Source organism: Haloarcula sp. NS06 (assembly GCF_051122755.1).
Taxonomy (GTDB): Archaea; Halobacteriota; Halobacteria; order Halobacteriales; family Haloarculaceae; genus Haloarcula.
The window spans coordinates 150,500-175,800 of the sequence record NZ_CP184844.1; the positions used below are offsets into that span (position 1 = coordinate 150,500).

At 60.5% G+C, this 25,301-nt stretch carries 23 protein-coding genes, 1 tRNA gene and 1 pseudogene; 16 read left to right on the forward strand and 9 right to left on the reverse strand.

What is annotated here, in order from left to right:
- Positions 1-132: 132 nt before the first annotated feature.
- Positions 133-1,242 (reverse strand): OBG GTPase family GTP-binding protein, encoded by a 1,110-nt coding sequence (locus tag ACODNH_RS04355; protein WP_306707812.1) that lies wholly within the window; start codon positions 1,240-1,242, stop codon positions 133-135.
- Between the two features lie 157 nt (positions 1,243-1,399).
- On the opposite strand from ACODNH_RS04355, the gene ACODNH_RS04360 reads away from it, so the two are divergent.
- The 5 genes and pseudogenes from ACODNH_RS04360 to rpl12p all read left to right on the forward strand — a co-directional run bounded on the left by ACODNH_RS04360 (position 1,400) and on the right by rpl12p (position 4,518).
- Entirely contained in the window at positions 1,400-1,600 is a 201-nt protein-coding gene (locus ACODNH_RS04360; RefSeq protein WP_306707814.1) for a VNG_1110C family protein, read from the forward strand.
- Between the two features lie 135 nt (positions 1,601-1,735).
- A pseudogene (locus tag ACODNH_RS04365) lies at positions 1,736-2,223 on the forward strand (50S ribosomal protein L11).
- A 243-nt stretch (positions 2,224-2,466) separates the two neighbouring features.
- The gene (locus ACODNH_RS04370) at positions 2,467-3,105 is read left to right on the forward strand and encodes a 50S ribosomal protein L1 (protein ID WP_058995078.1); all 639 of its coding nucleotides are present in this window, start codon (positions 2,467-2,469) and stop codon (positions 3,103-3,105) included.
- Between the two features lies 1 nt (position 3,106).
- Positions 3,107-4,153, forward strand: a complete 1,047-nt coding sequence (locus ACODNH_RS04375; RefSeq protein WP_434530965.1) for a 50S ribosomal protein L10 — start codon at positions 3,107-3,109, stop codon at positions 4,151-4,153.
- Between the two features lie 17 nt (positions 4,154-4,170).
- Positions 4,171-4,518 (forward strand): 50S ribosomal protein P1, encoded by a 348-nt coding sequence (rpl12p, locus tag ACODNH_RS04380; RefSeq protein ID WP_004591725.1) that lies wholly within the window; start codon positions 4,171-4,173, stop codon positions 4,516-4,518.
- A 150-nt stretch (positions 4,519-4,668) separates the two neighbouring features.
- On the opposite strand, the gene ACODNH_RS04385 is transcribed toward rpl12p, so the two are convergent.
- The 3 genes from ACODNH_RS04385 to ACODNH_RS04395 form a co-directional block, all read right to left on the reverse strand.
- Positions 4,669-8,433 (reverse strand): DUF7289 family protein, encoded by a 3,765-nt coding sequence (locus ACODNH_RS04385; protein WP_434530966.1) that lies wholly within the window; start codon positions 8,431-8,433, stop codon positions 4,669-4,671.
- Between the two features lie 500 nt (positions 8,434-8,933).
- Positions 8,934-9,569: an IS6 family transposase gene (locus ACODNH_RS04390; RefSeq protein WP_434530967.1), complete on the reverse strand. Its 636-nt coding sequence runs from the start codon at positions 9,567-9,569 to the stop codon at positions 8,934-8,936.
- 96 nt (positions 9,570-9,665) lie between these two features.
- A tRNA-Ala gene (locus tag ACODNH_RS04395) sits at positions 9,666-9,737 on the reverse strand.
- 210 nt (positions 9,738-9,947) lie between these two features.
- Between ACODNH_RS04395 and ACODNH_RS04400 the strand changes: the two genes are divergently transcribed.
- The 5 genes from ACODNH_RS04400 to ACODNH_RS04420 are packed head-to-tail and all read left to right on the forward strand — an operon-like array spanning position 9,948 to position 13,279.
- Complete coding sequence (locus tag ACODNH_RS04400) at positions 9,948-10,553, forward strand: DUF7287 family protein (RefSeq protein ID WP_434530968.1); 606 nt, start codon at positions 9,948-9,950, stop codon at positions 10,551-10,553.
- Between the two features lies 1 nt (position 10,554).
- On the forward strand, positions 10,555-11,142 hold the full coding sequence (locus ACODNH_RS04405) for a DUF7288 family protein (protein ID WP_434530969.1): 588 nt from the start codon (positions 10,555-10,557) through the stop codon (positions 11,140-11,142).
- Complete coding sequence (locus ACODNH_RS04410; protein ID WP_434530970.1) at positions 11,130-12,110, forward strand: DUF7261 family protein; 981 nt, start codon at positions 11,130-11,132, stop codon at positions 12,108-12,110. The genes ACODNH_RS04405 and ACODNH_RS04410 overlap by 13 nt, the downstream gene beginning before the upstream one ends.
- The gene (locus ACODNH_RS04415) at positions 12,100-12,543 is read left to right on the forward strand and encodes a DUF7266 family protein (RefSeq protein WP_434530971.1); all 444 of its coding nucleotides are present in this window, start codon (positions 12,100-12,102) and stop codon (positions 12,541-12,543) included. The genes ACODNH_RS04410 and ACODNH_RS04415 overlap by 11 nt, the downstream gene beginning before the upstream one ends.
- Positions 12,536-13,279 (forward strand): DUF7289 family protein, encoded by a 744-nt coding sequence (locus ACODNH_RS04420; protein ID WP_434530972.1) that lies wholly within the window; start codon positions 12,536-12,538, stop codon positions 13,277-13,279. The genes ACODNH_RS04415 and ACODNH_RS04420 overlap by 8 nt, the downstream gene beginning before the upstream one ends.
- 8 nt (positions 13,280-13,287) lie before the next feature.
- Here the strand turns inward: ACODNH_RS04420 and ACODNH_RS04425 are convergent, their stop codons facing one another.
- A complete protein-coding gene (locus ACODNH_RS04425) occupies positions 13,288-15,012 on the reverse strand; it encodes a polymer-forming cytoskeletal protein (protein WP_306707873.1) in 1,725 nt (574 codons plus the stop codon).
- A 146-nt stretch (positions 15,013-15,158) separates the two neighbouring features.
- The gene (locus ACODNH_RS04430) at positions 15,159-16,925 is read right to left on the reverse strand and encodes a DUF7289 family protein (protein WP_434530973.1); all 1,767 of its coding nucleotides are present in this window, start codon (positions 16,923-16,925) and stop codon (positions 15,159-15,161) included.
- A gap of 295 nt (positions 16,926-17,220) precedes the next feature.
- Here ACODNH_RS04430 and ACODNH_RS04435 point away from each other — a divergent pair, with 295 nt between their 5' ends.
- The 4 genes from ACODNH_RS04435 to ACODNH_RS04450 are packed head-to-tail and all read left to right on the forward strand — an operon-like array spanning position 17,221 to position 19,662.
- Positions 17,221-17,691, forward strand: coding sequence for a 30S ribosomal protein S15 (locus ACODNH_RS04435; RefSeq protein WP_306707875.1), 471 nt, complete (start codon positions 17,221-17,223; stop codon positions 17,689-17,691).
- Entirely contained in the window at positions 17,692-18,801 is a 1,110-nt protein-coding gene (locus tag ACODNH_RS04440) for a hypothetical protein (RefSeq protein WP_434530974.1), read from the forward strand.
- Positions 18,798-19,028: a KEOPS complex subunit Pcc1 gene (locus tag ACODNH_RS04445; protein WP_050036758.1), complete on the forward strand. Its 231-nt coding sequence runs from the start codon at positions 18,798-18,800 to the stop codon at positions 19,026-19,028. The genes ACODNH_RS04440 and ACODNH_RS04445 overlap by 4 nt, the downstream gene beginning before the upstream one ends.
- Positions 19,021-19,662, forward strand: coding sequence for a 30S ribosomal protein S3ae (locus ACODNH_RS04450; protein WP_306707882.1), 642 nt, complete (start codon positions 19,021-19,023; stop codon positions 19,660-19,662). Before ACODNH_RS04445 ends, ACODNH_RS04450 begins: the two co-directional genes overlap by 8 nt.
- 190 nt (positions 19,663-19,852) lie before the next feature.
- Here ACODNH_RS04450 and ACODNH_RS04455 read toward each other — a convergent pair whose 3' ends face one another.
- From ACODNH_RS04455 to ACODNH_RS04465, 3 genes are all read right to left on the reverse strand, one after another.
- Complete coding sequence (locus ACODNH_RS04455) at positions 19,853-20,296, reverse strand: plastocyanin/azurin family copper-binding protein (RefSeq protein ID WP_434530975.1); 444 nt, start codon at positions 20,294-20,296, stop codon at positions 19,853-19,855.
- Positions 20,297-20,386: 90 nt separating this feature from the next.
- Entirely contained in the window at positions 20,387-21,532 is a 1,146-nt protein-coding gene (locus ACODNH_RS04460; RefSeq protein ID WP_434530976.1) for a 5-(carboxyamino)imidazole ribonucleotide synthase, read from the reverse strand.
- Positions 21,533-21,557: 25 nt separating this feature from the next.
- Entirely contained in the window at positions 21,558-23,531 is a 1,974-nt protein-coding gene (locus ACODNH_RS04465; RefSeq protein WP_434530977.1) for a flippase activity-associated protein Agl23, read from the reverse strand.
- A gap of 136 nt (positions 23,532-23,667) precedes the next feature.
- Between ACODNH_RS04465 and ribH the strand changes: the two genes are divergently transcribed.
- On the forward strand, positions 23,668-24,081 hold the full coding sequence (ribH, locus tag ACODNH_RS04470; protein ID WP_434530978.1) for a 6,7-dimethyl-8-ribityllumazine synthase: 414 nt from the start codon (positions 23,668-23,670) through the stop codon (positions 24,079-24,081).
- Positions 24,078-25,238 carry a pyridoxal phosphate-dependent aminotransferase gene (locus ACODNH_RS04475; RefSeq protein WP_306707892.1) on the forward strand — a complete coding sequence of 387 codons (1,161 nt, stop codon included), beginning with the start codon at positions 24,078-24,080 and terminating at the stop codon, positions 25,236-25,238. The genes ribH and ACODNH_RS04475 overlap by 4 nt, the downstream gene beginning before the upstream one ends.
- The last annotated feature ends 63 nt before the right edge of the window (positions 25,239-25,301 follow it).

A 25,301-nucleotide genomic window follows, 5' to 3' on the forward strand; every position in this document is an offset into this window, starting at 1 on the left:
CAATGAACGCATCTACTCAGTTATGTGGTAGCGGTGCTCCACGGAATAGTGATCCTTGATGGAATATCATCCTTCCTTGATGGAATATCATCCTTAGTTGTTCGCGTGCACGCGAGAATCGCGCGCGACAATCTAGCGATTAGCGATGATTCGTAGGATATCCTCGTCCGCGAGTTCGTGGTCGCGCCCGACCTGCTGTTCGTCGTGCTTGGCACTCGGGCCGGTCACGCGAGCAAAGCGGAAGCGCTCATCGAAGCTACCGCCGAGTTTCTCGCAGGCGTCGTCAACGGTGTCGCCCTCGCGGAGTATCAGCGGTTCCTCGCGGTCGACACCGCGGCCCGGCTTGTCCATGTAGATCCGGATCAGGCCGAGTTCCTCCCAGATGCGTTCGGTGAGGCTATCCAGCCCTTTCTCTTCCTCAGCGCTGATGAAGATTGCCTCCTCGGGGTCAATGTCCCGCTCTTGGAGTTCGTCTTCGACCTTCGGAAGGTAATCGGGTTCGATGAGGTCCGCCTTGTTGATGGCGACGAGGGACGGCAAGTAGACCCGGTTGTCCATCACCCCGTCGATGAGCTGGTCGATATCGAGCTGCTCGCCGATGGTCACGTCGGCGTTGACGTAGCCGTGTTCGCGCAGGACGGCTTTGACCGTCTCGTCGTCGAGTTCGACGCCGGTGGCCGTGTTAACCGAAATCCCGTCTTTGCCCTTTTTGCGGACGTTAACCCACGGTGGATCCTGATCGAGGCGAATCTTGTTCTTATACAGTTCTTCGCTGAGTCGGTCGTATTGGTCAATCTCAAAGACGGAGATGAGGAAGACGATGAGGTCCGCGGTCCGGACGACGGACAACACTTCTTTCCCACCACCGCGGCCGCCAGCAGCCCCTTCGATAAGTCCGGGAACGTCGAGAATCTGGATGTTCGCGCCCTTGTGCTTGAGCATTCCCGGATAGACATCAAGTGTGGTAAATTCGTAGGCACCGGTTTCGGACTCGGCGTTAGTGAGGGCGTTCAGCAGCGTCGACTTCCCGACGCTGGGGAACCCGACGAGCGCGACGGTCGCATCGCCGTGTTTCTCAACACCGTAGCCACCGCCGCCGCCCGAAGAGGCCTGTTGTTCGAGCTTCTCCTTTTTCTCCGCGAGCTTGGACTTCAGCCGACCGATATGGGCCTCTGTAGACTTGTTGTAGGGAGTGCTGGCGATTTCGTCTTCGAGTTCCTGAATCTCCTCTTCGAGCCCCATTAGATGTATGTCGGCCCCTCGCACCGAATAAGGCTTTCCTCCCTCGCCGACGCTACCATAGTGGCACGTGCCATGGGCCTCCTTACCGTTCAGAATAGTCAAACTCCACTCATGTAATTCGACACACCTATAGGCTGCCCTCCGTCATATGTCGACAATGGGAGCAGCGAGTCGGTTCCGCGACAGCACACAGATACTGCTGCCAGTCGGTGCACTCGACGGCATTCGTGAAGAGTTGGAACAGCGGTTCACTGTGAGCGTTCATCAGGACGGCGAGCAGATTCGGATAATCGGCTCGCCGGTCGAAATCAAAGACGCGAGCGATTTCCTTGCTCGGAATGGCGTGACGTTCGCCTGAACTGACGAGGGTTCTATTCTTTGTCGTGCTGACCGTCCGATGATGAGTCAACGGTGAGTGTTCGTGCGTGTGGGAGCCTCACGCAGGTATCCGTGAAACGCAATCCTTTAAACTGCCGCGAGGATTCCACTATGTATGGCTGGAACTATCGAAGTCCTCGTTCCCGGTGGGGAGGCCAACCCTGGCCCGCCACTCGGTCCGGAACTCGGCCCGACACCGGTGGACGTGCAGGCAGTCGTACAGGAGATCAACGACCAGACCGCAGCGTTCGACGGTACCGAAGTCCCCGTCACCGTCGAGTACGACGACGACGGCTCCTTCGAGATCGAAGTCGGTGTCCCACCGACAGCTGAACTCATCAAGGACGAGGCCGGCTTCGAGACCGGCAGCGGCGAGCCCCAGAGGACTTCGTCGCTGACCTCTCCGTTGATCAGGTCAAACAGATCGCCGAACAGAAGCACCCTGACCTGCTGTCCTACGACCTCACGAACGCCGCAAAGGAAGTCGTTGGGACGTGCACCTCCCTCGGTGTCACTATCGAAGGCGAGAACCCACGCGAATTCAAGGAGCGCATCGACGCAGGCGAGTACGACGACGCGTTCGCGGCCGAAGCACAAGCGTAAGTCGGACTGGCTTTGCTGTGCGACTGCGTGTGTTTTCCCTTGTTTTTGACGCTTCTGAGCCACTGCACAGTCGATGGGACCCCTGTTATTGACTGGTCCCTGAGAACCGGAAACACGCCCGTCAGCGGTCCTTGGGCTGGTTCGACGGGTTTAAGTGTCGCATTGGCGTCTACCCGCACGAGACAGGCATCCGCCTGTTTCACTGACCCGTAGAAGCCGATTGGCGTACTACGGAGGTGAACAATGGCAGATCAGGAAATAGAGAACGCAGTCTCGCGCGCACTCGAGGACGCACCTGAGCGGAATTTCCGCGAAACGGTCGACCTCGCTGTGAACCTGCGCGACTTAGATCTTAACGACCCGTCGAACCGCGTCGACGAGTCCGTCGTGCTTCCTGCTGGCACCGGCCAGGAGACCACTATTGTGGTCTTCGCCGAGGGCGAAACCGCCCTTCGTGCCGAGGAAGTTGCAGACGACGTACTCGACGAGGACGAACTCGAGGAACTCGGTGGCGACGACGACGCCGCCAAGGACCTTGCCGATGACACTGACTTCTTCATTGCGGAGAAGGGACTGATGCAGGACATCGGTCGCTACCTCGGGACCGTCCTCGGTCCGCGTGGGAAGATGCCGGAACCGCTCGACCCCGACGACGACGTCGTCGAGGTCATCGAACGCATGAAAAACACCGTGCAGCTCCGCAGCGGGGAACGGCGAACGTTCCACACGCGGGTCGGCGCGGAGGACATGTCCGCCGAGGATATCTCGGACAACATCGACGTTATCCTCCGCCGTCTGCACGCGGACCTCGAGAAGGGCCCGCTCAACATCGACACTGTCTACGTGAAGACGACGATGGGGCCTGCGATGGAGGTTGCCTGATATGAGCGCCGAATCCGAACGCAAGACCGAAACCATTCCCGAGTGGAAGCAGGAAGAGGTCGACGCCATCGTAGAGATGATCGAGTCCTACGAAAGCGTCGGCGTCGTCAACATCGCCGGGATTCCGTCCCGGCAACTGCAGGATATGCGACGTGACCTGCATGGGGCCGCCGAACTTCGTGTCTCCCGGAACACGCTGCTTGAGCGTGCGCTCGACGAAGTCGATGACGGACTCGAAGACCTCAACAGTTACATCACCGGGCAGGTCGGGATTATCGGGACCGACGACAATCCATTCTCGCTGTTTCAGGAACTCGAGGCCTCCAAGACACCCGCACCCATCGGTGCTGGCGAGGTGGCTCCGAACGATATCGTGATTCCGGAAGGCGACACGGGCGTCGACCCCGGGCCGTTCGTCGGCGAACTCCAGAGCGTGGGTGCCGACGCACGCATTCAGGAAGGCTCCATTCAGGTCCTTTCTGACTCGACGGTGCTTGACACCGGCGAGGAAGTCTCTCAGGAACTCGCGAACGTTCTGAACGAACTCGGCATCGAACCGAAGGAGGTCGGTCTCGACCTTCGCGCCGTCTTCGCCGACGGTGTGCTGTTCGAACCCGAGGAACTGGAACTCGACATCGACGAGTACCGGAGCGACATCCAGGCGGCTGCCGGCCGAGCGTTCAATCTCTCGGTCAACGCCGACTACCCGACCGCGACGACGGCCCCAACGATGCTCCAGTCCGCTCGTGGCAACGCCAAGAGCCTCGCGCTCCAGGCAGCCATCGAAGACCCCGAGGTCGTGCCTGACCTCGTGAGCAAGGCTGACGCACAGGTCCGTGCGCTCGCCTCGCAGATTGATGACGAAGAGGCACTCCCGGAAGAGCTCCAGGGTGTTGAGGCCGACGTGGCGACAGAGGAACCGACTGACGACCAAGACGAGGACACCGCATCCGAGGACAACGCGGACGCCGACAACGCGGCCGAAGAGGCCGACGAAGACGACGACGATGATGGCGACGCCGGCGACGCACTCGGAGAGATGTTCTAACAACACACACTACAACAATGGAATACGTATACGCTGCACTCATCCTGAACGAATCGGGCGAAGAAATCAACGAAGACAACCTCACCGACGTGCTCGACGCCGCGGGCGTCGATGTCGAGGAGTCCCGTGTCAAGGCCCTCGTCGCCGCCCTCGAAGACGTCGATATCGAGGAGGCCGTCGACCAGGCCGCTGCGGCACCGGTGCCGGCAAGCGGTGGCGCGGCCGCACCCGCAGAGGGTGACGCTGACGAGGCCGACGAGGCCGACGAGGAAGCTGAAGAAGAGGCTGCCGACGACGGCGGCGACGACGATGACGATGAAGACGACGAGGCAAGCGGTGAGGGCCTCGGCGAACTCTTCGGCTAACTCGGTTCAACACAGCTCAACTTTTCTTTGCGTACGCCTGACCGGTGAGAGACATCGCTGACGTTCGAATCGCAGAAGCCAGCCTGTTGCCCTGCCCGTAAAATATTGTCCAATGAAAAGGCGACTGCAGAGGAGTGTCGCCGCGACCGCTTAGCTACCGAGTGTCACCGTGTCTGAGTCGACCGTAACCGGTGAATCGTTACCGGTCGCGCCGGTTGCGTCGACGTTCTTGAGATATATTTCGCCTGTTTCACTATCGGCTTTCTTCTCGCCTTTGGTCTCGTTGTACACTGTCACGTTGTACGTGTAGTAGCCGGGGTCGAGATCGACATCGTAGCCCGCCCAAGCTGGGTACGGCTCGGTATTAGTCAGGTCACCGCTCCCGACAGTGACCATCTTGGAGCCGGCGAAAACGGTGGATCCATCGCTTTTGTTCTTGATTGTGAGATTCACTTCCCGCTCGTCGCCGACGGTGCCGTCATTGCGCACCTCTACAGTCATCCGCTGTGCGCCGCCGCGACGCTCGATTAGCTCTGAGGTGTTGTAGGTCTCCGCGCCGATGTTCACTGACTGCGTCTCGTTGACGACAACGTTCGACTCCCCCACGAAGAACGACTGCTTCGGGGATGTGGAGTTCGATGTTTCAACGTAGTAGGTGTAGTTGCCGCGACTGGTCGGCATATCGAGCATAAACTGCCGCGTTTCACCAGGGTCAAGATTCGGTGACATGGTCTTCGAGTCGATCGTGGTGAACGACGGGCTCGCGTCGTCTTTGTTTTTCGCACGTAGGACAACAGTATCTACGCCAGCTTGGCCACCGACGTTGGTGATGTTGACAGTCGCAGTCGTGGTGTCGTCGTTGTCGATGGCACTCTGTACCCGGACTGAATCGACTTGCATGAACTGCTCTGGCGTACTGCCAACACGTACGTTCCCGCCTGCCTTCTGCTGTGTGCCGGCAACAGAGACCATGTACGGATAGGTTTCTTCAGACGCCTTTGAACTAGTCGGAAGCGTGAACGTGACGGTCTCGGTCTCACCGGGTCCAATTGTCGTCGAGTTCGTTCCGATACTGTTGCCATCGAAACTGGTCTCGAGGGTAACTTCACCGCTCTTTCCGCCGCTGTTCCTCACTTCAGCGGTCAGCGTCGCATCGTTTGTCTCGTCAACCCTCGGCGGTGCGGTAACGTCTGTGAGGTTGAATTTCGGGCCCGTCTGCACGTTCTTTTCGATTGCGTTGACTGTGAACAGGACGACAGCGTCGTTATAGTCCGGGTCACCGTCATTCGATGCGTTAGCCGGGTTTGCGCCCTCTTCCGAGAGTTCATACAGGAAGGCGCGTTCCCCGTCGCCCAGTTGAAGATACCCGGTATCGTTCACGCGGCTACCGAGCGTGTCTTGGATGTCTCGCTGGTACCACTGTGCCTGTTCGAACGATGGGAGTTCGTCACCGTTGTTCAGGATTACAAGATTCTGCTGGTTCTGCGTCTGACTGACAGTAGTCGTATCATATCTATCCCAATCGCTACAGTACGCTGTAGCATAATTCTCATCTGCGAGTCTGATTAAGGGGTCGGTGAGAGCATACCCGTCACAGCCATAGGCTGTTGCGAAGACTGAAACCTCCGTCCCGGGTTCGAACGAAGCGGAGTAGTAGTACGGGTTCTCGTGCTCGTCAGAGACGAGGCGTTGCTCCGCGTGTGGGCCGTTGATGTTGCCGTTCTCGTACCCTCGCCAGAGTCCAACCGACTGCTGGCTGGACCCGTTATCGACGTATACCGACATCTGTACCGGTGCGTGGAATATGTACGAGTAGCGCTGATTGAACCCTTCTAGATCTGCACCCTTCAGCGCAACCGAAGCATTGACCGACTGCTGGATCGTGACTGTCGAGCCGTTCCCTTCAAGCAGCGAGTCCGGCTGTACGTATAGCGTCGCCTGTCGCGACCGGTTCGCCGTCGAGAACGTTAGCAAGTACTTACCAGGCTTTCCAGGCGCTGTGACAGTCCGATTGAGCGTGACGCTTTTTCCGGGGGCGAGCCGTTCGTCCTCCGCAATGTGAGTCGTTCCGTTATACTCGACACCCAGTGTCTGCTTCCCTTCTGTCCCACCAGTGTTCGTGACAGTAAGCTCAACGCTCGTCTGGTTGCCCGGCGTGACCGGGCTCTGGACATCCGCAGCAGTGATCTCGAACAACGGTGGGGGTGAGGAACCGACGACGAAGGACCCTTGCTGGGTGTCGTCCGGTGTATCGACAACATAGGTGTAATGCTGTGGTGATCCGACTGTTAGCTGGCCACTGGTCACTGAAGCAGTCCCCGACTCAGCCCCCCGACGTGAACCGTCGAGAGTGAGCGTTGGGTCCTTTGACGCAACAACGTTGCCAGATGTTGCGTTCTCGATACGAATTTTGACCTCGGCGGATTTCCGAATGTCACCGGTGTTTTCGACCGTCGCTTCAACGGTCGCCGTATCCCCGCTTTTCAGTCCACCCGGCGGCGAGACGGACGTTATCTTGAACACACCTGTGTCGCCGACGGTGAAGTCGTATGAGTATGTATCATCCGCTGTTTTGACCTCTATATCGTACGTGCCGTTCTCGGAAGTCGGCATCGACGGACCGAAATCGAGGGTCCGACTCTCTCCCGGGTCGACCAGCACGCTTCGCGTCGCGTTCACGGAACCATTTACCAGAAACACGACCTCCTGATCTGCGGTCATTTCCCCATTGTTCGTAACCGTGACTGTCGCCGATGGGACCTGATTCAGCCGCGCCGTTGCCGGCATCGAACTGCCTGTGATATCCAATGACGGTGTGCCGGACACAGTCGTATATACGATTCTCTCATAGGCAGTATCGTGGTCTGACTCGACAGTGAAGTTATGTGGCTTCGCAACTGCGATGTCGACCGTACCACTCACAGTGGTAGACTTCCCGCCGCCAAGCGTGACTGTCTGTGTCGCCTCGTTCGGCGCCCCCGAGCGATTGTGTTTCAATGTGACGGTTTGAGTGTCTTTCAGCCCGCCGGCGTTGGTGACCGTTGCGGAGACGGTCGCCTGGCTGGGATTCGAAGGGTCTGACTGCACGGTAATGTTATCTACTGCGAACTTCGAATCGGACACGTCACCGAGCGCAAAGCGTATATGAATTGTTTCACCCGGCTCAACCGAGGCTGGTTTCACAGTGACATGCTGGTCATCGTAGGTGCTTCGTGCCCAATCCGCCCACGCGCGGGCATAACTACTGTTTTTGATAGTCAGTGTCGCGTTAGCAACCTGAGACGGGGTACACTCATAACTGGGTGACGAAAATGAGCCGGTTCGTGCGTCCTCGTAGGATACGTCAGTGAACAGGGCCATTTGTAGTGCTGCTTCGTGTGACCGCTGAGCCGTCGCATTCGACCGAATCGCAACCGAACTTCCTCCGATCCGCTGTCCGGAGATATTCGCGAACGATACCGACAGTGCCCCCTCGTCGTAGCTCACTGCTGGGGGCGACGACATCGTTGCGCCCGATTCGGTCATCCGCCACACACCCCCACCCTGGTAGCCGACCTGTTGGCCGTTCTTCTGGTACTGAATCGTCTGCAACGAACGGTTCCCCGTTGAACAGGCCGAGCGACCGTTCAGCGTCAGGTTGTACGCCGCATCGTCAGAAACGGCGACATCAGACCGAACCCGGTCTGGGACCTCAACTGATTCGTTCGTATCTGACCGCTGGAAGCTCTGGTCAACGGACAGTAGTACCTCTTCAGCGAGCTCAACGTTTGCGTCGTCATTGGCATCTCCGATAGTCTGTTGCCCCACCTGAACGATCAGTACAGCACCAATGATGACTGCACTCGCCAACAACACCACGCCCAGAACGTGCGATACACCCCGGTCTCCAGCCCCCCGGCTGCCCCACTCGAACATACTCAATTACATACCAACTATTGCACATAAGTGTACTGTTTCAATCTATATCAATAATGGTTCTATCAGGGCCCGCCGATGTTGAACAGATATACGCCTTCTCAAACCAGTACGGGTCTCAGTATACCTGATTGGCTTGCTGCGGTGTGTCTGCATCATGTACAGCAGCAACTCGGTAATCAGTCAGAAATATATGCTATTGTATATCTCTCCTCGTCCGATGGGATAGTTATCGTCGTTCCCGATCATATATAATCACCTGCTGGATTTTGTCTCCTTACTATTTGTATCTGGAGGATTAGAATATATCTACGAAGCGCGGACTGGAACCAGTTCAAGTTTTAATTGAACCAAGATATAGACGCACGATTATTGGACTACTACCCTCTATAACTGCACATATCATTGTATTTTCCTCTAATTCTAAACTATACTTAATTATTTCTTTTATTATAAACTCTGCTGGGCTACATGGTTGATCCGTCTAACAGCGGTAGTGTTTAGTTTGTAGCATTATGCCAGCAAGCGAAACTCTGCAACCAGTTTTCGGCCGTTTCCGGGTCGACGTGACTGAAGCAGTTCGAAAACGACGAGGTTCGACGCTTCAGTTCTCGAAAAATCCGTTCGACAGCGTTCCGATTTCCGTGGCGACACATCTGAAATCGGAGTCCAGTTCGTTGCAGTGCAGTTTGGAGGTGTTGAGCGCCATCGACGAGAAAGACAGCAGTTTCGACATCGTGTTTTTGCCGAAGTTCGCGTAGGAAAATTTCCGTGAGTGTGGTCGTAGTCGTCGCAAACAGCCGGACGTGAAGCAGTTCGTTCGATTGCGGATCGGCGGCGGCGTACAGCCAGAATTGCTGATCGTTGATCCGAATCACTGTTTCGTCGAGCGCAATCTGATTCGGAGATTTCCCAGAGTCGGGCTGTAGGTCGGCTTTTTGAACCCAATCGTGGACGGCTTTGCGACTGCGTTGGACACCCAGACAATCGAGTAATTCAACGGTATTCGATAGCGAGAGTCCCGCAACATGCGATTGAATACCCAACGCCATCGCTGGCTCGGGTGTCCGCTCGCGCTCCACAAAATCCAAATCAATCCAGTCTCTATGTCCGCTGAGGCGGCTGATTTCTGGCATAGGCACCAAGAAATCTGTCCGCCTCGCTTTTCACGCTTAACTAAACACGACCCTAACAGCGATGGTAACTCCTTTACCATAGCAGTAAAATTCGGATGGACTCGCCGGGATTTGAACCCGGGGCCTCTCCCATGCCAAGGGAGTGATCTACCCCTGATCTACGAGCCCTTGTGTGCATTGTCTGCTTTCCGATGGGATTGCTTAAACCCATCGAAGCACCGGGACATAGAGAACCGGCCCCACGATTTCGGTTAGACCAGTATTGCATCGACCCCGCAGGGTACGCAGCGATCTGGTAATTGGAGTTACAGTACGGCCATAATGGCTATAACGCCTGAGACCATCGCTACAGTAATCTCAGCGTAGTGACTCAGGCTAATGAACCGTAGGAGAAACAGGACGCAGTCGACCAACCGGCGTGTCGGCCGGTCACTCTGGATCGAAGAGCACCAGCGCGGGCAGACGACGCTGGACTTCGCAATCGGGATGAGCCTGTTTCTGAGCGTTCTGATATTCATATTCCTGTTCATTCCGGGACTTTTGTCGCCGTTTTCTGCGGCGGTACAGGAGGAAACGGTCACGACTGACAGAGTCGCCGATGGACTCACAATGGGGATGCTCGGGTCGCCACAGCAACCGTACGTTCTGGACGAACACTGCACGCGAGAGTTTTTCGCTGGGAACACGCCACCGTCAGGCTGTGGCTACAACTCCGGCGGGAGTACGGAGGAGCGGGTCGGTCTCGACCCAGCTCTGGAGAACGTGAACGTCACAGTCAGAGGAAACGCGACGGCGACAGCAGCTGCTGATGAAACGCTCTGCTGGGATGGAGCAAACAGAGAACTCGTTGCGGCCAGTGGTGGCTGTGGGACGATACTCACGACCGGTGGGAATCCACCGACAAACAACGATGCATCGGTCACTGCGCTGCGAGTGGTTTCGCTGAATGGGCAGGATGTCACAGTTCGTGTGGTGATGTGGTAGTATGCGCGCGCAGGCCCACACGCTCGAAGCTATCGTCAGCGGAATGCTGTTACTGGCAAGTCTGGTGTTCGCGCTACAGATGACAGCCGTGACGCCGCTGTCTGCGAGCACGTCGAGTCAACACATCGAGAACCAGCAGCAGGCAGTCGGTGACGGAGTACTCGCCTCCGCGGCGGCAGAGAGCGCACTGAAACCGGCTGTGCTCTACTGGAACAACAGCACGGCACAGTTCCATAACACGGCCGGCGGTCGAGAGTACTACACGAACGGGCCGCCGGACAATCGGTTCGGGAAGTTGCTAGAGCGCGCGTTCGACCAGCGGGGAATCGCATACAACGTCTATCTCAGGTTCCAGAACACGCAGGGAAGAACTGTCACGACACGCTACGTCTACAGCGGCGAACCGAGCGATAACGCGGTACGTGCGAGCCACACAATCACGCTCATGGACGACGACCATCTGCGAGACGCGGACGGGACGCGTAACAACACGCGACTTGGTGAGCCGACGACCGACTATACGGTCTCGGACACCGGGAAGAACGTCTACAACACGGTCAGCGTGGAGGTGGTTGCGTGGCGCATCTGAACAACGACGAACGCGGACAAATAATCCTTATCGCTGCGTTAGCTTTGGCGGTGACATTCATCGGTCTTGCGCTGGTCGTCAACTCTGCAATTTACACGCAGAACCTCGCGAGCCGGGGTGAGGTCGCCGGGAGCAACGACGCGCTGGAGATGCGGGCAATGGTAGAGACGAACGTCGGGCAGGGCATCACCGCGGCCAACAGGTACAATTATTCGACCCAAACAACACTCGAAACCGGTGTCCGTGAGAGCATCCGAACCGTCAGTACACAGACGGAGCGCCAGCGGGTCACGAGTGGGACACTGGTGAACGTCACACTCGCCGGCTCGCCAACCTACGGCACGCGAATCGTCCAGAACGATACGTCGGTGTTCAACTCCAGTGAAGCGACACCGAGCGCCAATTGGATGGTCAGAGAGCGGGTCACGCGCCCGGGTGACGGAACGAACGCAACCAGGCGGTTCGTCATCAACGCGACACAGCTCCCCAGTTCGGGAAGCGAGTTCGTCGTCATAGCGAACGGCACCGGTGGCAACCCGAAATGGACGATGCGCATCTGGGGCGCCGTCGGCCCCAGCGGGACGGTCAACGTGGAAGTCGATACACCGAGTGGCACACAGACCTGTGCTGTCCCTATCGAGGAGCCGTACGCCCATATCGACGTGACTGGCGGCACGGTGCAGGGCGAGCCGTGTCTCGCGCTCCAGGGCGGGAGCTTCGACGGGCGATTCGCCCACGGCGTCGGCGACGAGTACAATATCACCTACGAGTCAGGCGATCAGATCAGGGGGAACTACTCGATGGTCGTCCGCGATAGCACGCCGGCCAACACGCTCGATACAGCGCCCACGTCGCCGTTCAGCACGACCGCGATCTACAACACGACCGTCCGCTACCGCTATGACACGTCGAACTTACGATACGAGGCAAAGATACGGGTGGCCCCGGGTGAGCCAGATGCCTCGTAACCGGGCCGTCTCAACGACGCTGAGCTACACGTTGAGTCTGGCTATCGCCTCGATTCTGGTGTCTGGCCTCCTCATTGCTGGGGGCAACTTCGTCGAAAGTCGGCAGGAACAGGTCATCAGGGATGAACTCGAAGTCATCGGACAGCAGGTGGCCTCTGACATCGCGCGTATTGACCGGCTGGTGGTCGCTGCCGACAGCGACCCGACTGCGCGGCTGAATCACACGTTCCCGGCACGGGTGAGTGGAACCGGCTATCGGGTCTCAGTTGACTCCACCGCCGGTGAACTCACGCTTGAATCGACTTCCCCGGAGGTGTCGGTGACTGTTTCGCTCACAACCCGGACAGACCTAGGCGACTCCACCGCCGGCGGCGGTGTGATAACCGTATTCTACGACGAGTCGAGCGAGCAACTGGAGGTCCGAGATGGCTGATCGCGCGGTAAGTGAGGTGCTGAGCTTTGCGCTGGTGTTCAGCCTTATCGTGGCGTCGATCATACTCGTCTCTGTAAGCGGCCTGGGGGCGTTACAGAACGCTCGGGACGCAGAGCAGATGGAAAACGCTGAACGGGCATTCGATGTGCTCTCGGACAACATCGCGGACCTCCACAGACAGGGCGCACCAAGCCGGGCGACCGAGGTCAGTCTCGGTGAGGCCTCGCTCAGGACGGGCGAAAACACGACAATATCGGTGCAAGTCCACGACGGGACTGCGCCCAAAGACGTCGGGACTTGGGAGATACGACCGATCATCTACGCCGGCAACCAGGAGCGAGCACTCGTCTACGAGGCAGGGGCAGTGTATCGGACGAACCGGGACGGCGGGGTGCAAAAACGAACGCCGCCGATAGTCGTCTCAGATGACCGCGTACTCATCACTGTGGTCGGCACGACCGCCAGTGACCAGCAGAGCCTGGGCGGGTCGACGGTGCTCGTCCGGACAAACCACCGACGCAGCAACGTCTCATTCGCCGATACCGGTGGCAACATCGAACACGTCAACGTCAGCGTCGACTCGGACCCACAGCGCGAGGAACTCTGGCAGTCGTACTTCGAGAGTGAAGGGTTCACGTGCGCGGCCAACGGCTGGTGTAACTTCACGTCGTCCTCCGGCGACATCCAGCGGACGTACGTGGTTTATCACGACATTGCAGTCGAGATTGACCAGTAACCAGTTGTCTACCCGCTGGTCACGTTGATCCGGTTTTTCGAGACGTGGAGGTACGTCAGCCGGATAATGTTCGTGTCCTTCGGCACGGCTCGCTCGTTTCTGAGCGCCCGGTCGTAGTGGACTAGCCCGCCGTTATCCACCGTGACTGACCCAGCAACGAGTCCACCGTACAGTTCAGCCTTCTTGAGGGAGACACTGCTGGTCCCGACGCCGCTGGCGGGTGCGTAAATCACGCCCTCGAACTGCGGGGTATCAGTGTCTCCCTCGATGACGGCGTCGAAGTCAGACTGGCCGTACACCCAGAACTGCTTGGCGTTGTTGGCGTTGTCGATATCGACATCCCCGGTGCGATAGATGTGGAAGTGGTGGCCGCTGGCGGACGTGGCTTTGCCTTTGACGTAGAGGCGGACCTTCCCGTCACCGTTGACTTTGATCCGTCCGTTGTTCTTGATGTAGACGTAGTCCCGGACCGCGATGGTCACGTTGTCACCACCTGTGTTAATCGTCAGCGTCTCGCCGTCCAGCGTCAGGTCTTCGAGGTAGTATGTGCCCGCGTCCAGCGTCTGGTCACCGGCGACGAGCTGATCGCCCGAAATGCTGCCGATCGCGCCGTTGTCATTGGTGTCGCTTGCGTTGGCGACTCGCCGGTTCACCAGGCCATCGATGGCGCCGGCTCCTTCGACACCAGAAATCTGTCTGACATCCCCGTTGACAGTACCTTTGATGTGCTTCGTCGTCGAGTATTCCACGTCACGGGTGACGACACCGCTCCCTTTCACCTCGACCCGGTCACCGGACCGAACAGCGCCGTCCACCTCGCTGTTCCCTTTGACGTACACGTCACCGGCTGTAGTGATTGTGCCGAACGACCCCTGTGAGGTCGCGTAATCGCCGACAGATGAGTTGTAGCTGTCCGTTCGGGCAGGGTCGGTGCCACTACCGGAGAGCGTAATCTGTCCGCCAGCAGACGTGGCCGCGACGGCGCTTGTCACTTCTCGTGGCCCCGTCGGCACGACCAGCGTCGTGGTCACGCTGTCGTTTTCGTGGTCGTAGTACGCGTCGCCGTCGGTCCGCTCTTCGAAGTAGCGCCCCCAGGACCGGTAGTAGTCGCTCTTGACGGTGATGTTGACCGTCCCCGTATCCAGCGGATTGATGTTTCCGGCCGCCTGGTCGGGATACACCTGCGTCGTGCTGTCCTTCGAAACACTCGCCCGTGAGCCAAGTGAGTGGTCACCGCGGACGGTGATGAGCGGGAGCGTCAGCGTCGCATCGCGGTAGTAGAACTCCGGCGGTGAAACCATGACACTGCCACTATCGGAGCGTCGCCACACGCCACCGCCCTGATAGGCCACCTTCTGGTTCCCGTTTTCGTAGACGACTGCGCCGAGTTGCTCATCCATCAGCGTGACTGTCGTTGAGGGCGAAGCCGAGTGGTTGGTGATGTTGACGGTCATCCGACCCGCAGTGCCGTCGATTCGGTACGTCGATTTGTCCGTTCCAACGAGCGACACCTGCTGGCTGTCTGCGTTCCCAAGCGCCACCAGCGCCGCCTGAGAGTCCAACTGGGTCATCCCCGTCTCTGCCCGGGAGACATCAAGCCCAGCCTCAGTATCGACCAGCGCCGTCGCTCCTAGGCTGACAACGACACCGGAACCAACGATGACAAGACTGAGGACCAGTATCAGCCCAAGCGGGGCTGATTGGGCGCGTTGCTGACCCCAGGGGTAGTTCATTATCCGACAGTAGTTATCATGGCTGATAAGGTTGCTGGCCGGCCGCTGATAGTTGCTACCAGCGGCGGTTTATCGCGGACACAGCGAAAACAGACTGACGGCAAGCGCTACTACTTTTGATAGTGCTGGAGTGAGTGTGTTGGCTGTCAGTTGGACGTGATATTGACGTCGTTCGTCGAGATGTGGAGGTAGGTGATCGCAACCACGCTCGTGTCTTTGGGAAGTGTTCGCTCTTGTTTGAGTGCCTGGTCAAAGTGGACTCTGCCACCTTTTTCCAGTTCGACTTGGCTGGTGACTGCACCGCCGTAGAGTTCGCTCTTCCAGATCTCGAACGTGCTTGTTCCGGTCTTTCCCCCTGGCGCGTAGATGACACCAGTGACTCTGGACTTATCTGATCCTTTCTTTTCCATCCGGGCTTGAAGGGTGTCTTTGCCGTAGATCCACACCTGTGTTGACCGCTCACTGACCGCACCGGTTGTCCTGATCTCGCTCGCCCGTGTGAAGAAGTGATAGCCGTTGGCGCTCCCGCCAGACGCGGGCGATTCGCCTTTTATGTATATCTTGACCTGATTCGGGCCGGACACCGTGATATCGTTCCCGGTGTTGAGGCTCACGTAATTCTCGACGCCAATGATTACGTCTCCGCCAGTCGTGTCGAACTCGACATCGTTGCTCAAGTCGATTCTGTCGATGTGATAGCTGCCCGCAGACAGCGTCGTCGTCCCCTCTGTCCCGTCGATAACGCCGTCGTCGGCTATCGTTCCCCCGTTATCGTTCGACGACGATAGGTCGTCGACCTGTGTGTCGACGTGAGAGTTGATGTTGGTAGTCTCGCCGAACGAACTGATCTGTTCGTCGGAACAGGACCCTGTACACGCGCCGTGTTTGTCGTCGAACGCGTCTGCCCATTCTACTCGGTCGCCGTTGAACGTCATCGAGTTACTACTGAATTCGACGCGCCCGCCCGAGGTGATGTTGCCGTTCAGTTCCGCACTCCCGGTGACGGTGACATCACCTGCCGTTGTGAGATTGCCGCCATCACCGGCCTCAGAGGCGTCGTACCCGTCCCCATCCGTCGAAGTATAGCTGTCGGTAAATGCGTCGTTCCCGCTCAGTTTGATCGAGCCGGAGTCGCTCGTTGCGGCGACGGCGTTCCGGACCGTTCGTGGCCCTGCAGGGACCTTGAGAATGATCGAGACACGATTGCTATCGGGATGATACGTCACGTCACCGTCCGTTCGCTCCTCGAAGTACTCTCCCCACGCACGGTAGTACTCGCTCTGGACGGTAACGTTGACCTTCCCGTTTTCAAGCGGGTTCGTGAAGTTCGCGTTGCGCGTGCTGTTGGGAAAGTGCGACGTTGTTCGGTTGTGGGAGATCGACGCGCTGTCTCTGATTGCTCCGGACCCACTCACCGTTACGAGCGGCAGCGTTAGCGTCGCGTCTCGGTAGTGGAACTCGGGTGGAGACACCATCACCGATGTTCCGTCGCCGCTGGTCCGCCAGACGCCGCCCCCCTGATACGCGAGTCGCGTCTCATCACTGCCGTGATACGCCACCCCACCCATCGATTCGTTGAAGACGGTCGTCCGACTCCCGGACGTTGTATTCTGATAGGAGACGTTCATCCACCCGGCATCCTCATCGATTCGATAGGTGCTCGAACTGCTTGTGGGAAGGGAAACCTGTTGTACATCCGTCTGTCCCAGTGCCACGAGCGCGGTTTTGGAGTTGAGTTCCGTCAACGACTTCTCGGTTCGTTCCATGTCGAGTTGCGTCTGCGTGCTCGTGATTGCGTCAGCACCCAGTGCAACAACCGCCGTCGTCGATATAATCATCACCGCAAAAACCAGCGCTAGCCCGAGCGGAGCACTTTGCCCACGGTTTCCGAGGCTCCAGCCAGCGCTACCCATACTAGGCATATGTACCCCAGCAACTGATTTAAACAAGACGGGCAAGTTATCAATTGTGATACCGTGAAGGAGTCTCCTTGCGGTACGAATTCGTGGACGGTATCACTGGTCAGAGACCGGGCGTGAAGCGGAACGGTTTAGTCGCGCCCTCTCAGACAGTGAGATGGGAACAGCACGACCGCAAATCTGACTCGCTGTGGACTTTCACAGCTCGGGATTGCGGCCGTGTTCGGCACTGTACAGTGCCAATACGCCTCGTAACGAGAGCGGTTCGTGCGGTTCCAACCAGATTACAATGGCACGAATGCATACACGCCGTCGCGGTTCGTCCGACTCGGACAAACCGGCGGCAGACGAACCCCCGGAGTGGAGTGACGTCGACGAGGACGCCATCGAAGCGCGCGTCGTCGAACTGGCCGAACAGGGCCACTCGCCCAGCGAGATCGGCCTGAAGCTGCGCGACGAGGGCGTCCAGGGCACGCCGATCCCTGACGTCTCGCTCGCGACCGGCAAGAAAGTCACCGAGATTCTCGAGGAGAACGAAGCCGAACCGGAGTTCCCGGAAGACCTTCGGAACCTGCTCGAGCGGGCCGTCCGCCTTCGCGATCACATGGACGAGAACCCCGGTGACTACCAGAACAAGCGTGCGCTCCAGAACACGCAATCGAAGATCCGACGCCTCATCGACTACTACCGCGGTGACGAAGTCGACGAGGACTTCACCTACAGCTACGACAACGCCGTCGAAGCGCTGGGTCTCGAATAGATGTCGGCGACCGGTCGGGAACCGACGCCAGCCACGTCGCCCGGTGACCTCGCCGGGTCGCTGCGGGAGGCCGCCTTCGTGCGCCTCGTCAGCGACGCGACCGGCGAGGCGCTGGCCGCGACCGGCCTACTGGCGCGGGCACTAAACGACACGCCGTTTCAGGCGAGCGTCGTCCGCCCGTTCGAGGACCCCGACCGGACCACGGAGACCGACATCACCGTCGCAATCGGTCGTACGCAGCCGACCGCTGACATAACGTTGACCGACCGTGCCGCCGCGACTGCCTTCGAGACCGCCCGCAAACTCGGTACGGCCGACCCCGCGCTCGCCCTAGCTGGCACGGTTGCCGCCGGGGACGTTGACGGGACCGTCGCCGAAGCCGCCGAGCAGGCGGGGCTTGACCAGCGGCCCGGCGTCGCAGTGCCGGGTACAGACCTCGCGGACGGGCTGGCCCACTCGACGCTGTTCGTCGCGCCCTTCTCGGGCGACGCCGACGCAGCGCGGGCCACACTGGCGGAGCTCGACATCTCGCTCGACGGACCTCCGTCGGCCGACGACCACCGACGCCTCGCGTCGCTGGTCGCGCTGACTGTCACTACGGACGCGCCGCCGCGGGCCGCCGACGCGGTCCAACGCGCGCTCCGTCCGACGGCGGGCGGCCCCTTCGAGACGGTCGGTGGCTACGCCGACGTGCTCGACGCCGTCGCCCGCGAACAGCCGGGCACCGCCGTCGCGCTCGCGCTCGGCCACGAGGCCGTCCGCGATGACGCCCTGGCCGCCTGGCAAACGCACGCCACGCGCGCCCACGAAGCAGTGTCCGAGGCGACCACCGGCCGGTACGACGGCCTGTTCGTCGCCCGCGGCGACGCAATGCCGACCGGCACCGTCGCCAGACTGTTCGCAGACTTCCGCGCACCGGAACCGGTGACGCTCGTTGTCACCGACGACCGGGCCGCGGCCCGCGCCACGGACGGGCGGGACGTAGCCGAGACGATGCATGCAGCTGTCGAAACGGTCGGCGGCGACACCGTCGGGACGGGCGACCGAGCGCACGCCCGGTTTGACGTTTCGACGGCCGACTTCATCGAAGCGTTCCGGGAGGCAGTATGAGGCGGGCCGAGATTCGGACGACACACGACTCGCCCGAACGCATCGCACGCGCGGTGCGGCCGGATAACACCGACGAGATGACCACGCGCGTCGAGGGCGATGCCGTGGTCACGACCGTCGAACGCGACTCGACCGGCGGCCTGCAGGCGACTGTCGACGACTATGTCGTCAACATCCGGGTTGCAGCACAGCTCGCAGACCAACACACACAATCCAACCATGAGTGAACGAAGCGTTTCCAAGCGCACAGAACAGAAACGGTGGTACACCGTGCAGGCTCCCGAGCAGTTCGACCGGGAGGTTCTCGGTAAGACACCGGCAGAGGAACCGGACAAGGTGCTCGGACGCACCATCGAAACAACGCTCGGCGAACTGACCAACGACGCCAGCGAGAACAACACGAAGCTGACCTTCAAGATCAACGAGGTCGCCTCGGACTCAGCGTACACGGAGTTCATCCGCCATGAACTCACGCGGGACTATCTCCGCTCGCTCGTCCGACGGGGCTCCTCGAAGGTCGAGGCCTACATTACCGTGCTGACCACGGACGACTACCGTGTCCAGATTCAGCCGGTCGCCGTGACGACGAAGAAGGCCGATGCCTCCCAGGAGAAGGCTATCCGCCGAACGATGATCGACCTCGTTCGCGAGACGGCTAAAGATCGCTCCTTCGAACAGCTCATCGACAGCGTCGTCGAAGGGCGTCTCTCCTCGGCCATCTACGGCGAGGCCAAGGACATCTACCCGCTCCGACGCGTCGAGATCAAGAAGACAACGCTCGAAGCGCGGCCCGAAGAAGTCGCCGCCGAAGAGGAGACGGCTGTCGACGTGGACGAAGAAGACGTCGACGTCGAAGCCTAACACGTTCCAACACCGACGTTCGATTTTTCCGCCCCACTAGAGATCGACATCTGACAGCGACGCGGCAGACATGCGTCTCTTCTGTGACGTTGTTGCCGACGGTCGGAGTTAGCGACTGAGAATGCAAAATAGCGCGCAGACGCTCCACTCAGCGCGGACGAGAAAAAACTCGGCAAAATCGACAGTGCCGCTACTCGCCGCTTGTCGCCGTTTCGGGGTTTTCGGTTACGACGACAGTCCCGACCATCCCGGCTCGTTCATGCGGGATACAGAAGTAGGCATACTCGCCGAGTGTCTCGAAGGTGTGCGTGAAATCGTCACCCTCGAACATCGTCCCGCCGGAGGAACTCCCCCAGTTGTCGCGGGCCGCCTGTTCGGTGTCAAAGCCGCCGGAGGCGAAGTAGTCGGCCTCGTCGGGGATCTCGTCCTCGTAGGCCGTGACCGAGTGGCCCTGTTTGCTCGTATTGAGCCACCGCACGGTCGTCCCCGGTTCGACGGCGATCCGAATCGGACGGTACGCCTTCGCGGACATCCCAACGTCGTAGTCGGTGTCAGCGCTCCCACCGCCGAGGCAGCCGGCGAGCCCTGCGACTGCCGCCGGACCGGCCGCACGGAGAAAATCCCGTCGCTCCATACTGCGACTCAGGACCGCATAGTCAAAGACCGCTCGGTTCCGGATCGCGACCGGTCCGTGGCTCCCGCCTCAAGAGTCAGCCAGCGGCGATCACTCGAAGGTCAGTCCGTCACGGAGTTCGCGGGCGTCGGCGAGCAGGCCGTCCGGGTCGTCGGCCGTCACTGTCACGTGTCCCATCTTCCGGAGGGCGTACACTTCGCGCTTGCCGTACCAGTGCAGGTGTGCCCGCGGCGTCTCGAGCACGCCGTCTTCGCCCCGTAGCTCCGCCGGCTGGCGCTCGGTCACGTCCCCGAGAATGTTGGTCGACACAGTGGGGAACCGTTGATCGGTCGACCCCAGCGGCTGGCCGGTGACAGCGCGGAGGTGTTGCTCGAACTGCGAGGTATGGCACCCTTCAATAGTCCAGTGTCCGGAGTTATGCGGGCGCGGCGCAATCTCGTTGAGCAGGATCTCCCCGTCGGTCGTCTCGAAGAGTTCGATACCGAACACGCCGCGGCCGTCCATCACGTCAAGCACGTCGTGAGCGACATCTCGGGCGCGTTCGCGGACGGCTCGTGACGCTCTGGCCGGCGCGACGGATTCCCGCAGAATCTCCTCGCGGTGAATCGTCTCGGTGACCGGGAACGTGTCCCGCTCGTCCGCGCCGCAACAACCCATAACGGCCAGTTCCCGCTCGAAGTCGACCATTTCCTCAACCATCGCTGGGCCGGCAATCTCGTCGACAGCGTCCTCGACATCATCCGGCCCCTCGACGCGGATGTTCCCGCGGCCATCGTAGCCGCCGGTCCGGGCCTTGAGCATCGCGGGGTAGCCCAGTTCCTCGCAGGCCTCGCGGAGGTCGTCGGGGGTGTCAACGGCACAGAACTCGGGGACTGGAACGCCGGCATCCGACAGCCGGCGCTTCTGGACGAGCTTATCCTGAATCGTCCGGAGCGTCTCGGGAGCGGGATGCACAGGCGTCCCCGTCTCCTCGGCGACCCGTTCGAGAACGTCCGGATCGGCCAGTTCGATCTCGAAGGTGAGGTAGTCGGCGCGCTCTGCGAGCTCCCGCAGGGTCGCCGCTTCGTCGAAGTCCCCGACGATCTGGTCGCGGACGACTGGCGTGGCCGGGCAGTCCGGCGTCGGATCGGTCACAAGCAGTTCGAGGCCAAGCGGCGCCGCCGCCTCGCCCAGCATCCGGCCGAGTTGGCCACCGCCGACCACGCCGACGGTCGGCCCTGGTGACGTGAGCGTCATACCGCGCGCTTTCACAGCAGCAGGGTTAACGGTTCGGTTCTCGGCCGTAGGATTCGTGGACCCACACCGTCATGTCGTTCGAGCTGTACTTTGTCCGCATCCGGTGTGTTTTGGGTACGTACCCGGCGGCTTCGAGCTGTTCGGTAGGGACTGTGTTGTCGATCTGCTGGGTGATGACTATCGGCGGCTGGTCCGCCTGCGCCTGCTCGGCGAGCGTGTCGGGCCGGGTCTCACAGGAGACGTTCACGTCGTCGGCCGCGTAGTACCACGGCAGCGGCAACGTGTTGTGCCACTGCAAGCAGGTCGGTCTGGTGTTCCACCACGAGTCGTTCCACTGACCGCGGTCTTCCTTGACGTACGCGTCATCGCCGTCGTAGGCGTCGCCGCGCTCGCCGTGGTACATGACGACATCGGTGCCGTTTCCGTTGGCCGTCGCGATACGGTCCATCTCCGCCAAGTCCGCACGGAGCGACTCCTGTGGCTGGGCGTACTGGACCAGCGGATTCCCCTCCAGATGCTCGTTGGTGTACACCCGCGTTGCGGCAGTGTTGACGACGAGTGCAGTAACGAGCAGGACGATGGCGGCGGCGATGGCAGCGCCGGTCACATCGTCGATCGACAGCGATTCGTTCCCCCACCGGATCACAGCAGCGAGTCCGACGGCAGCCGGAATCGACAGCGGGACGACGACGTGGACGGCGAGCCACGGCGCGCCGATGTCGGTCCCGATGGGGTAGCCCAGAATCGAGACGTAGCCGCCGTAGGCAGCGAACGGGATGAGGTGGCGCGGCTCGACGGTTCCGAGTCGGTCGAGCGCGTACCCGAACACCGAGAACAGAAGCAGCGGTGCCGCGGTGTAGCCAAGCGCTTTCAGCAGTACCTCGTAGTGGCCGTCGACGCTCTCGTAGAACGTCTCGATGGATCCGACGAGGCCGGTTTCCGTCGTCGTGGCCTTCTCCGAGGCTGGCGAGAACCACTCGCTGTACTGGTCGGCGACGCGTTCCCAGGTGGTCTGGACAAGTTCCGGGAACAGCGACGGGTTCGTCACGCCGGACCAGAAGTTCATGTCGCCACTCGCAACCGGCGCTGGCGGGTGTTCGATGCCCGCGACACCGGCCCCACGAGGAGCATAGAAGAACAGTGAGACGAGGCCGAACACTAGCGCGGCGAGGACGATGTGGCTCGCGTACGCTGCGAGGATAGAGGCGGCGCTGTCGTGGCGGTCGCGGAACGAGCGAACGGTGTTGACGACGAGCCTTACGCCCGCCCGGACGCGACCAGCGACTCGGCCCCAGATTGCACCGATGCTCGGGACGCTACGGAGGAAGCCAAACGCGTCGCGGTAGCCGTTCGGAAGGACGAGCACCTTTGCCAGCAGAAGGCCGGTCGCTCCGAGCCACGTCAGTACGTAGACGATGGCGTTCTCCTTTGAGGCGAACCCGAGCGCCATGAACGCGGCGACGCCGTAGAGATAGCGTGCCTTCCGGGTGTCGACAAACCGGACGAGCAGGCCGAAGGCGGTGAACATGAACGCTGCGACCAATACGTCGCTGCGCATAAACCGCGAGAAGTACAGCAGGACCGGATTGAGTGCGAGAAAGGCGGCCATGAGGACTGTCTCGTCGGACCGGAGGTGTTCGCGAAAGAGCAACGCCGTTAGCGGGAGCAGGCCGCCGACAATCGCGACCGGGAGCCGCATCGTGAAATCGGTCGGCGCGGCGACGGTGAACAGCCAGGCGTCGATGTGCTGGATGAACGGGCCGTGAATGATGTAGCGGTACGCGAACGACCCAGAATCGCGGAGGTGCAGCGCCCAGTAGGCCACGCGGCCCTCGTCGAAGTGGGCGACGCGGCTTCCAAGCGCTACGACTCTGAGGATGAGTCCGAGAAGCGTCACGGCAACGACGAGCTTCACGGTGGCGCGGGGGTCGTCCGCGAACCAGGACCGGCTCCGGTCCCGAAGATCGTGGAGGGTAGACAGCAGGGACGACTCAGCCATACCTGGCTCAAGCACATGGGGCATTAGAATCCTTCTGGTTTCCAACAGATGTTGCCGGACTGACAGACTGTGGAGGACGCTGCGGAGAGCGAGACGGAACGGTAGTTCTTTAGTCGCCCCTGCCCGGGTGTCAGGTATGGTGCAGCTTGGGCTGGTTGTCGCCCAGTATGACAAACACGGGGCCGTTATCGAGGAGATGGAGCACGGGGCTTACGAGGCCGCTGCCGACAATGACGTTGAGATTGCTGCGTCAGTCGATGTCCCGGGAGCCTACGACACGCCGCTGGCCGCCGACCGGCTGGCGCGCCGGTCGGATATCGACGCCGTGGCCGTCCTCGGTGCGATCATCAGCGGCGACACCGACCATGATCAGATCATCGGCAACGCCGCTGCGCAGGGGCTGACCGACGTGTCCCTCGACCGCGATACCCCCGTCACACTGGGCATTATCGGCCCGGGCATGAGCCAAGACGAGGCCGAGGTCCGAACCGACAAGGGGGCCTCAGCCGTCCGGAGCGCAATCGAACTCGCCACTGAACTCGAACAATGACTATGGACTTCGCATCCCGCGTCGAACGTGTAGAACCGAGCGCGACCCTCGCGATCAGCAACAAGGCCGCAGAACTCGAAGCCGAGGGGAAGGACGTTGTCGACCTCAGCGTCGGCGAACCAGACTTCGACACGCCGGAAAACATCAAAGACGCCGCCAAGGACGCACTCGACGCCGGCCACACTGGCTACACGTCCTCCAACGGCATTCCCGAACTGAAGGAAGCCATCGCCGACAGTCTCCACGACGACGGCCTCACTCAGTACGGCCCGGACAACCTCATCGTCACGCCGGGCGGCAAGCAGGCGCTGTACGAAATCTTCCAGACCATCATCGATGACGGCGACGAAGTCGCCCTGCTCGACCCGGCCTGGGTGTCCTACGAGGCGATGGCGAAACTCGCCGGCGGGACGCTGACCCGTGTCGACACTGCCGCCCACGACTTCCAGCTCGAAGGCGCGCTCGACGACCTCGCCGACGCCGTCTCCGACGAGACGGAACTGCTCGTCGTCAACTCACCGGGTAACCCCCACGGCGCGGTGTACTCCCGCGAGGCGCTGGAGGGCGTTCGCGACCTCGCCGTCGAGCACGATATCACGGTCATCTCGGACGAGATCTACAAGGAGATTACCTACGATGGCGTCGAAGCCGTCTCGCTTGGCACGCTCGAAGGCATGGAAGACCGGACCATCACCCTCAACGGCTTCTCGAAGGCCTACTCGATGACCGGCTGGCGGCTGGGGTACTTCGCGGCCCCGGAAGAACTCGTCTCACAGGCCGGCAAGGTCCACTCCCACTCCGTCTCTTGTGCCGTTAATTTCGTCCAGCACGCCGGCGTCGAGGCCATCACGAACACCGACGACGCCGTCGAGGAGATGCGCCAGGCCTTCGCTGAGCGCCGCGAGTTCCTCATGGGCCTGTTCGAGGACCACGGCGTCCACGTCCCTGAGCCACAGGGCGCGTTCTACATGATGCCTGAAATCGCGCCGGATGGCGACGATACCGAGTGGTGTGATCAGGCAATCTCCGAGGCGCAGGTCGCGACCGTCCCCGGAACCGCGTTCGGGACGCCCGGCTACGCCCGCATCTCCTACGCCAACAGCAAGGAGCGACTGCAGGAAGCCGTCGACCGGCTGGCCGAGGCCGACCTCATCTAAGCGGCCCGTCACGACTTGCCCTCGTCGACGTTCGGTACCGGAACCGTCCAAGCCAAAAAAGTG

What these genes read in the sequence shown, in the direction of transcription:
- ACODNH_RS04355 (WP_306707812.1), bottom strand. Translation starts at nt 1,242, where the DNA reads ATGGGGCTCGAAGAGGAGATTCAGGAACTCGAAGACGAAATCGCCAGC.
- ACODNH_RS04360 (WP_306707814.1), top strand. Translation starts at nt 1,400, where the DNA reads ATGGGAGCAGCGAGTCGGTTCCGCGACAGCACACAGATACTGCTGCCA.
- ACODNH_RS04370 (WP_058995078.1), top strand. Translation starts at nt 2,467, where the DNA reads ATGGCAGATCAGGAAATAGAGAACGCAGTCTCGCGCGCACTCGAGGAC.
- ACODNH_RS04375 (WP_434530965.1), top strand. Translation starts at nt 3,107, where the DNA reads ATGAGCGCCGAATCCGAACGCAAGACCGAAACCATTCCCGAGTGGAAG.
- rpl12p (WP_004591725.1), top strand. Translation starts at nt 4,171, where the DNA reads ATGGAATACGTATACGCTGCACTCATCCTGAACGAATCGGGCGAAGAA.
- ACODNH_RS04385 (WP_434530966.1), bottom strand. Translation starts at nt 8,433, where the DNA reads ATGTTCGAGTGGGGCAGCCGGGGGGCTGGAGACCGGGGTGTATCGCAC.
- ACODNH_RS04390 (WP_434530967.1), bottom strand. Translation starts at nt 9,569, where the DNA reads ATGCCAGAAATCAGCCGCCTCAGCGGACATAGAGACTGGATTGATTTG.
- ACODNH_RS04400 (WP_434530968.1), top strand. Translation starts at nt 9,948, where the DNA reads ATGAACCGTAGGAGAAACAGGACGCAGTCGACCAACCGGCGTGTCGGC.
- ACODNH_RS04405 (WP_434530969.1), top strand. Translation starts at nt 10,555, where the DNA reads ATGCGCGCGCAGGCCCACACGCTCGAAGCTATCGTCAGCGGAATGCTG.
- ACODNH_RS04415 (WP_434530971.1), top strand. Translation starts at nt 12,100, where the DNA reads ATGCCTCGTAACCGGGCCGTCTCAACGACGCTGAGCTACACGTTGAGT.
- ACODNH_RS04420 (WP_434530972.1), top strand. Translation starts at nt 12,536, where the DNA reads ATGGCTGATCGCGCGGTAAGTGAGGTGCTGAGCTTTGCGCTGGTGTTC.
- ACODNH_RS04425 (WP_306707873.1), bottom strand. Translation starts at nt 15,012, where the DNA reads ATGAACTACCCCTGGGGTCAGCAACGCGCCCAATCAGCCCCGCTTGGG.
- ACODNH_RS04430 (WP_434530973.1), bottom strand. Translation starts at nt 16,925, where the DNA reads ATGGGTAGCGCTGGCTGGAGCCTCGGAAACCGTGGGCAAAGTGCTCCG.
- ACODNH_RS04435 (WP_306707875.1), top strand. Translation starts at nt 17,221, where the DNA reads ATGGCACGAATGCATACACGCCGTCGCGGTTCGTCCGACTCGGACAAA.
- ACODNH_RS04440 (WP_434530974.1), top strand. Translation starts at nt 17,692, where the DNA reads ATGTCGGCGACCGGTCGGGAACCGACGCCAGCCACGTCGCCCGGTGAC.
- ACODNH_RS04445 (WP_050036758.1), top strand. Translation starts at nt 18,798, where the DNA reads ATGAGGCGGGCCGAGATTCGGACGACACACGACTCGCCCGAACGCATC.
- ACODNH_RS04450 (WP_306707882.1), top strand. Translation starts at nt 19,021, where the DNA reads ATGAGTGAACGAAGCGTTTCCAAGCGCACAGAACAGAAACGGTGGTAC.
- ACODNH_RS04455 (WP_434530975.1), bottom strand. Translation starts at nt 20,296, where the DNA reads ATGGAGCGACGGGATTTTCTCCGTGCGGCCGGTCCGGCGGCAGTCGCA.
- ACODNH_RS04460 (WP_434530976.1), bottom strand. Translation starts at nt 21,532, where the DNA reads ATGACGCTCACGTCACCAGGGCCGACCGTCGGCGTGGTCGGCGGTGGC.
- ACODNH_RS04465 (WP_434530977.1), bottom strand. Translation starts at nt 23,531, where the DNA reads ATGGCTGAGTCGTCCCTGCTGTCTACCCTCCACGATCTTCGGGACCGG.
- ribH (WP_434530978.1), top strand. Translation starts at nt 23,668, where the DNA reads ATGGTGCAGCTTGGGCTGGTTGTCGCCCAGTATGACAAACACGGGGCC.
- ACODNH_RS04475 (WP_306707892.1), top strand. Translation starts at nt 24,078, where the DNA reads ATGACTATGGACTTCGCATCCCGCGTCGAACGTGTAGAACCGAGCGCG.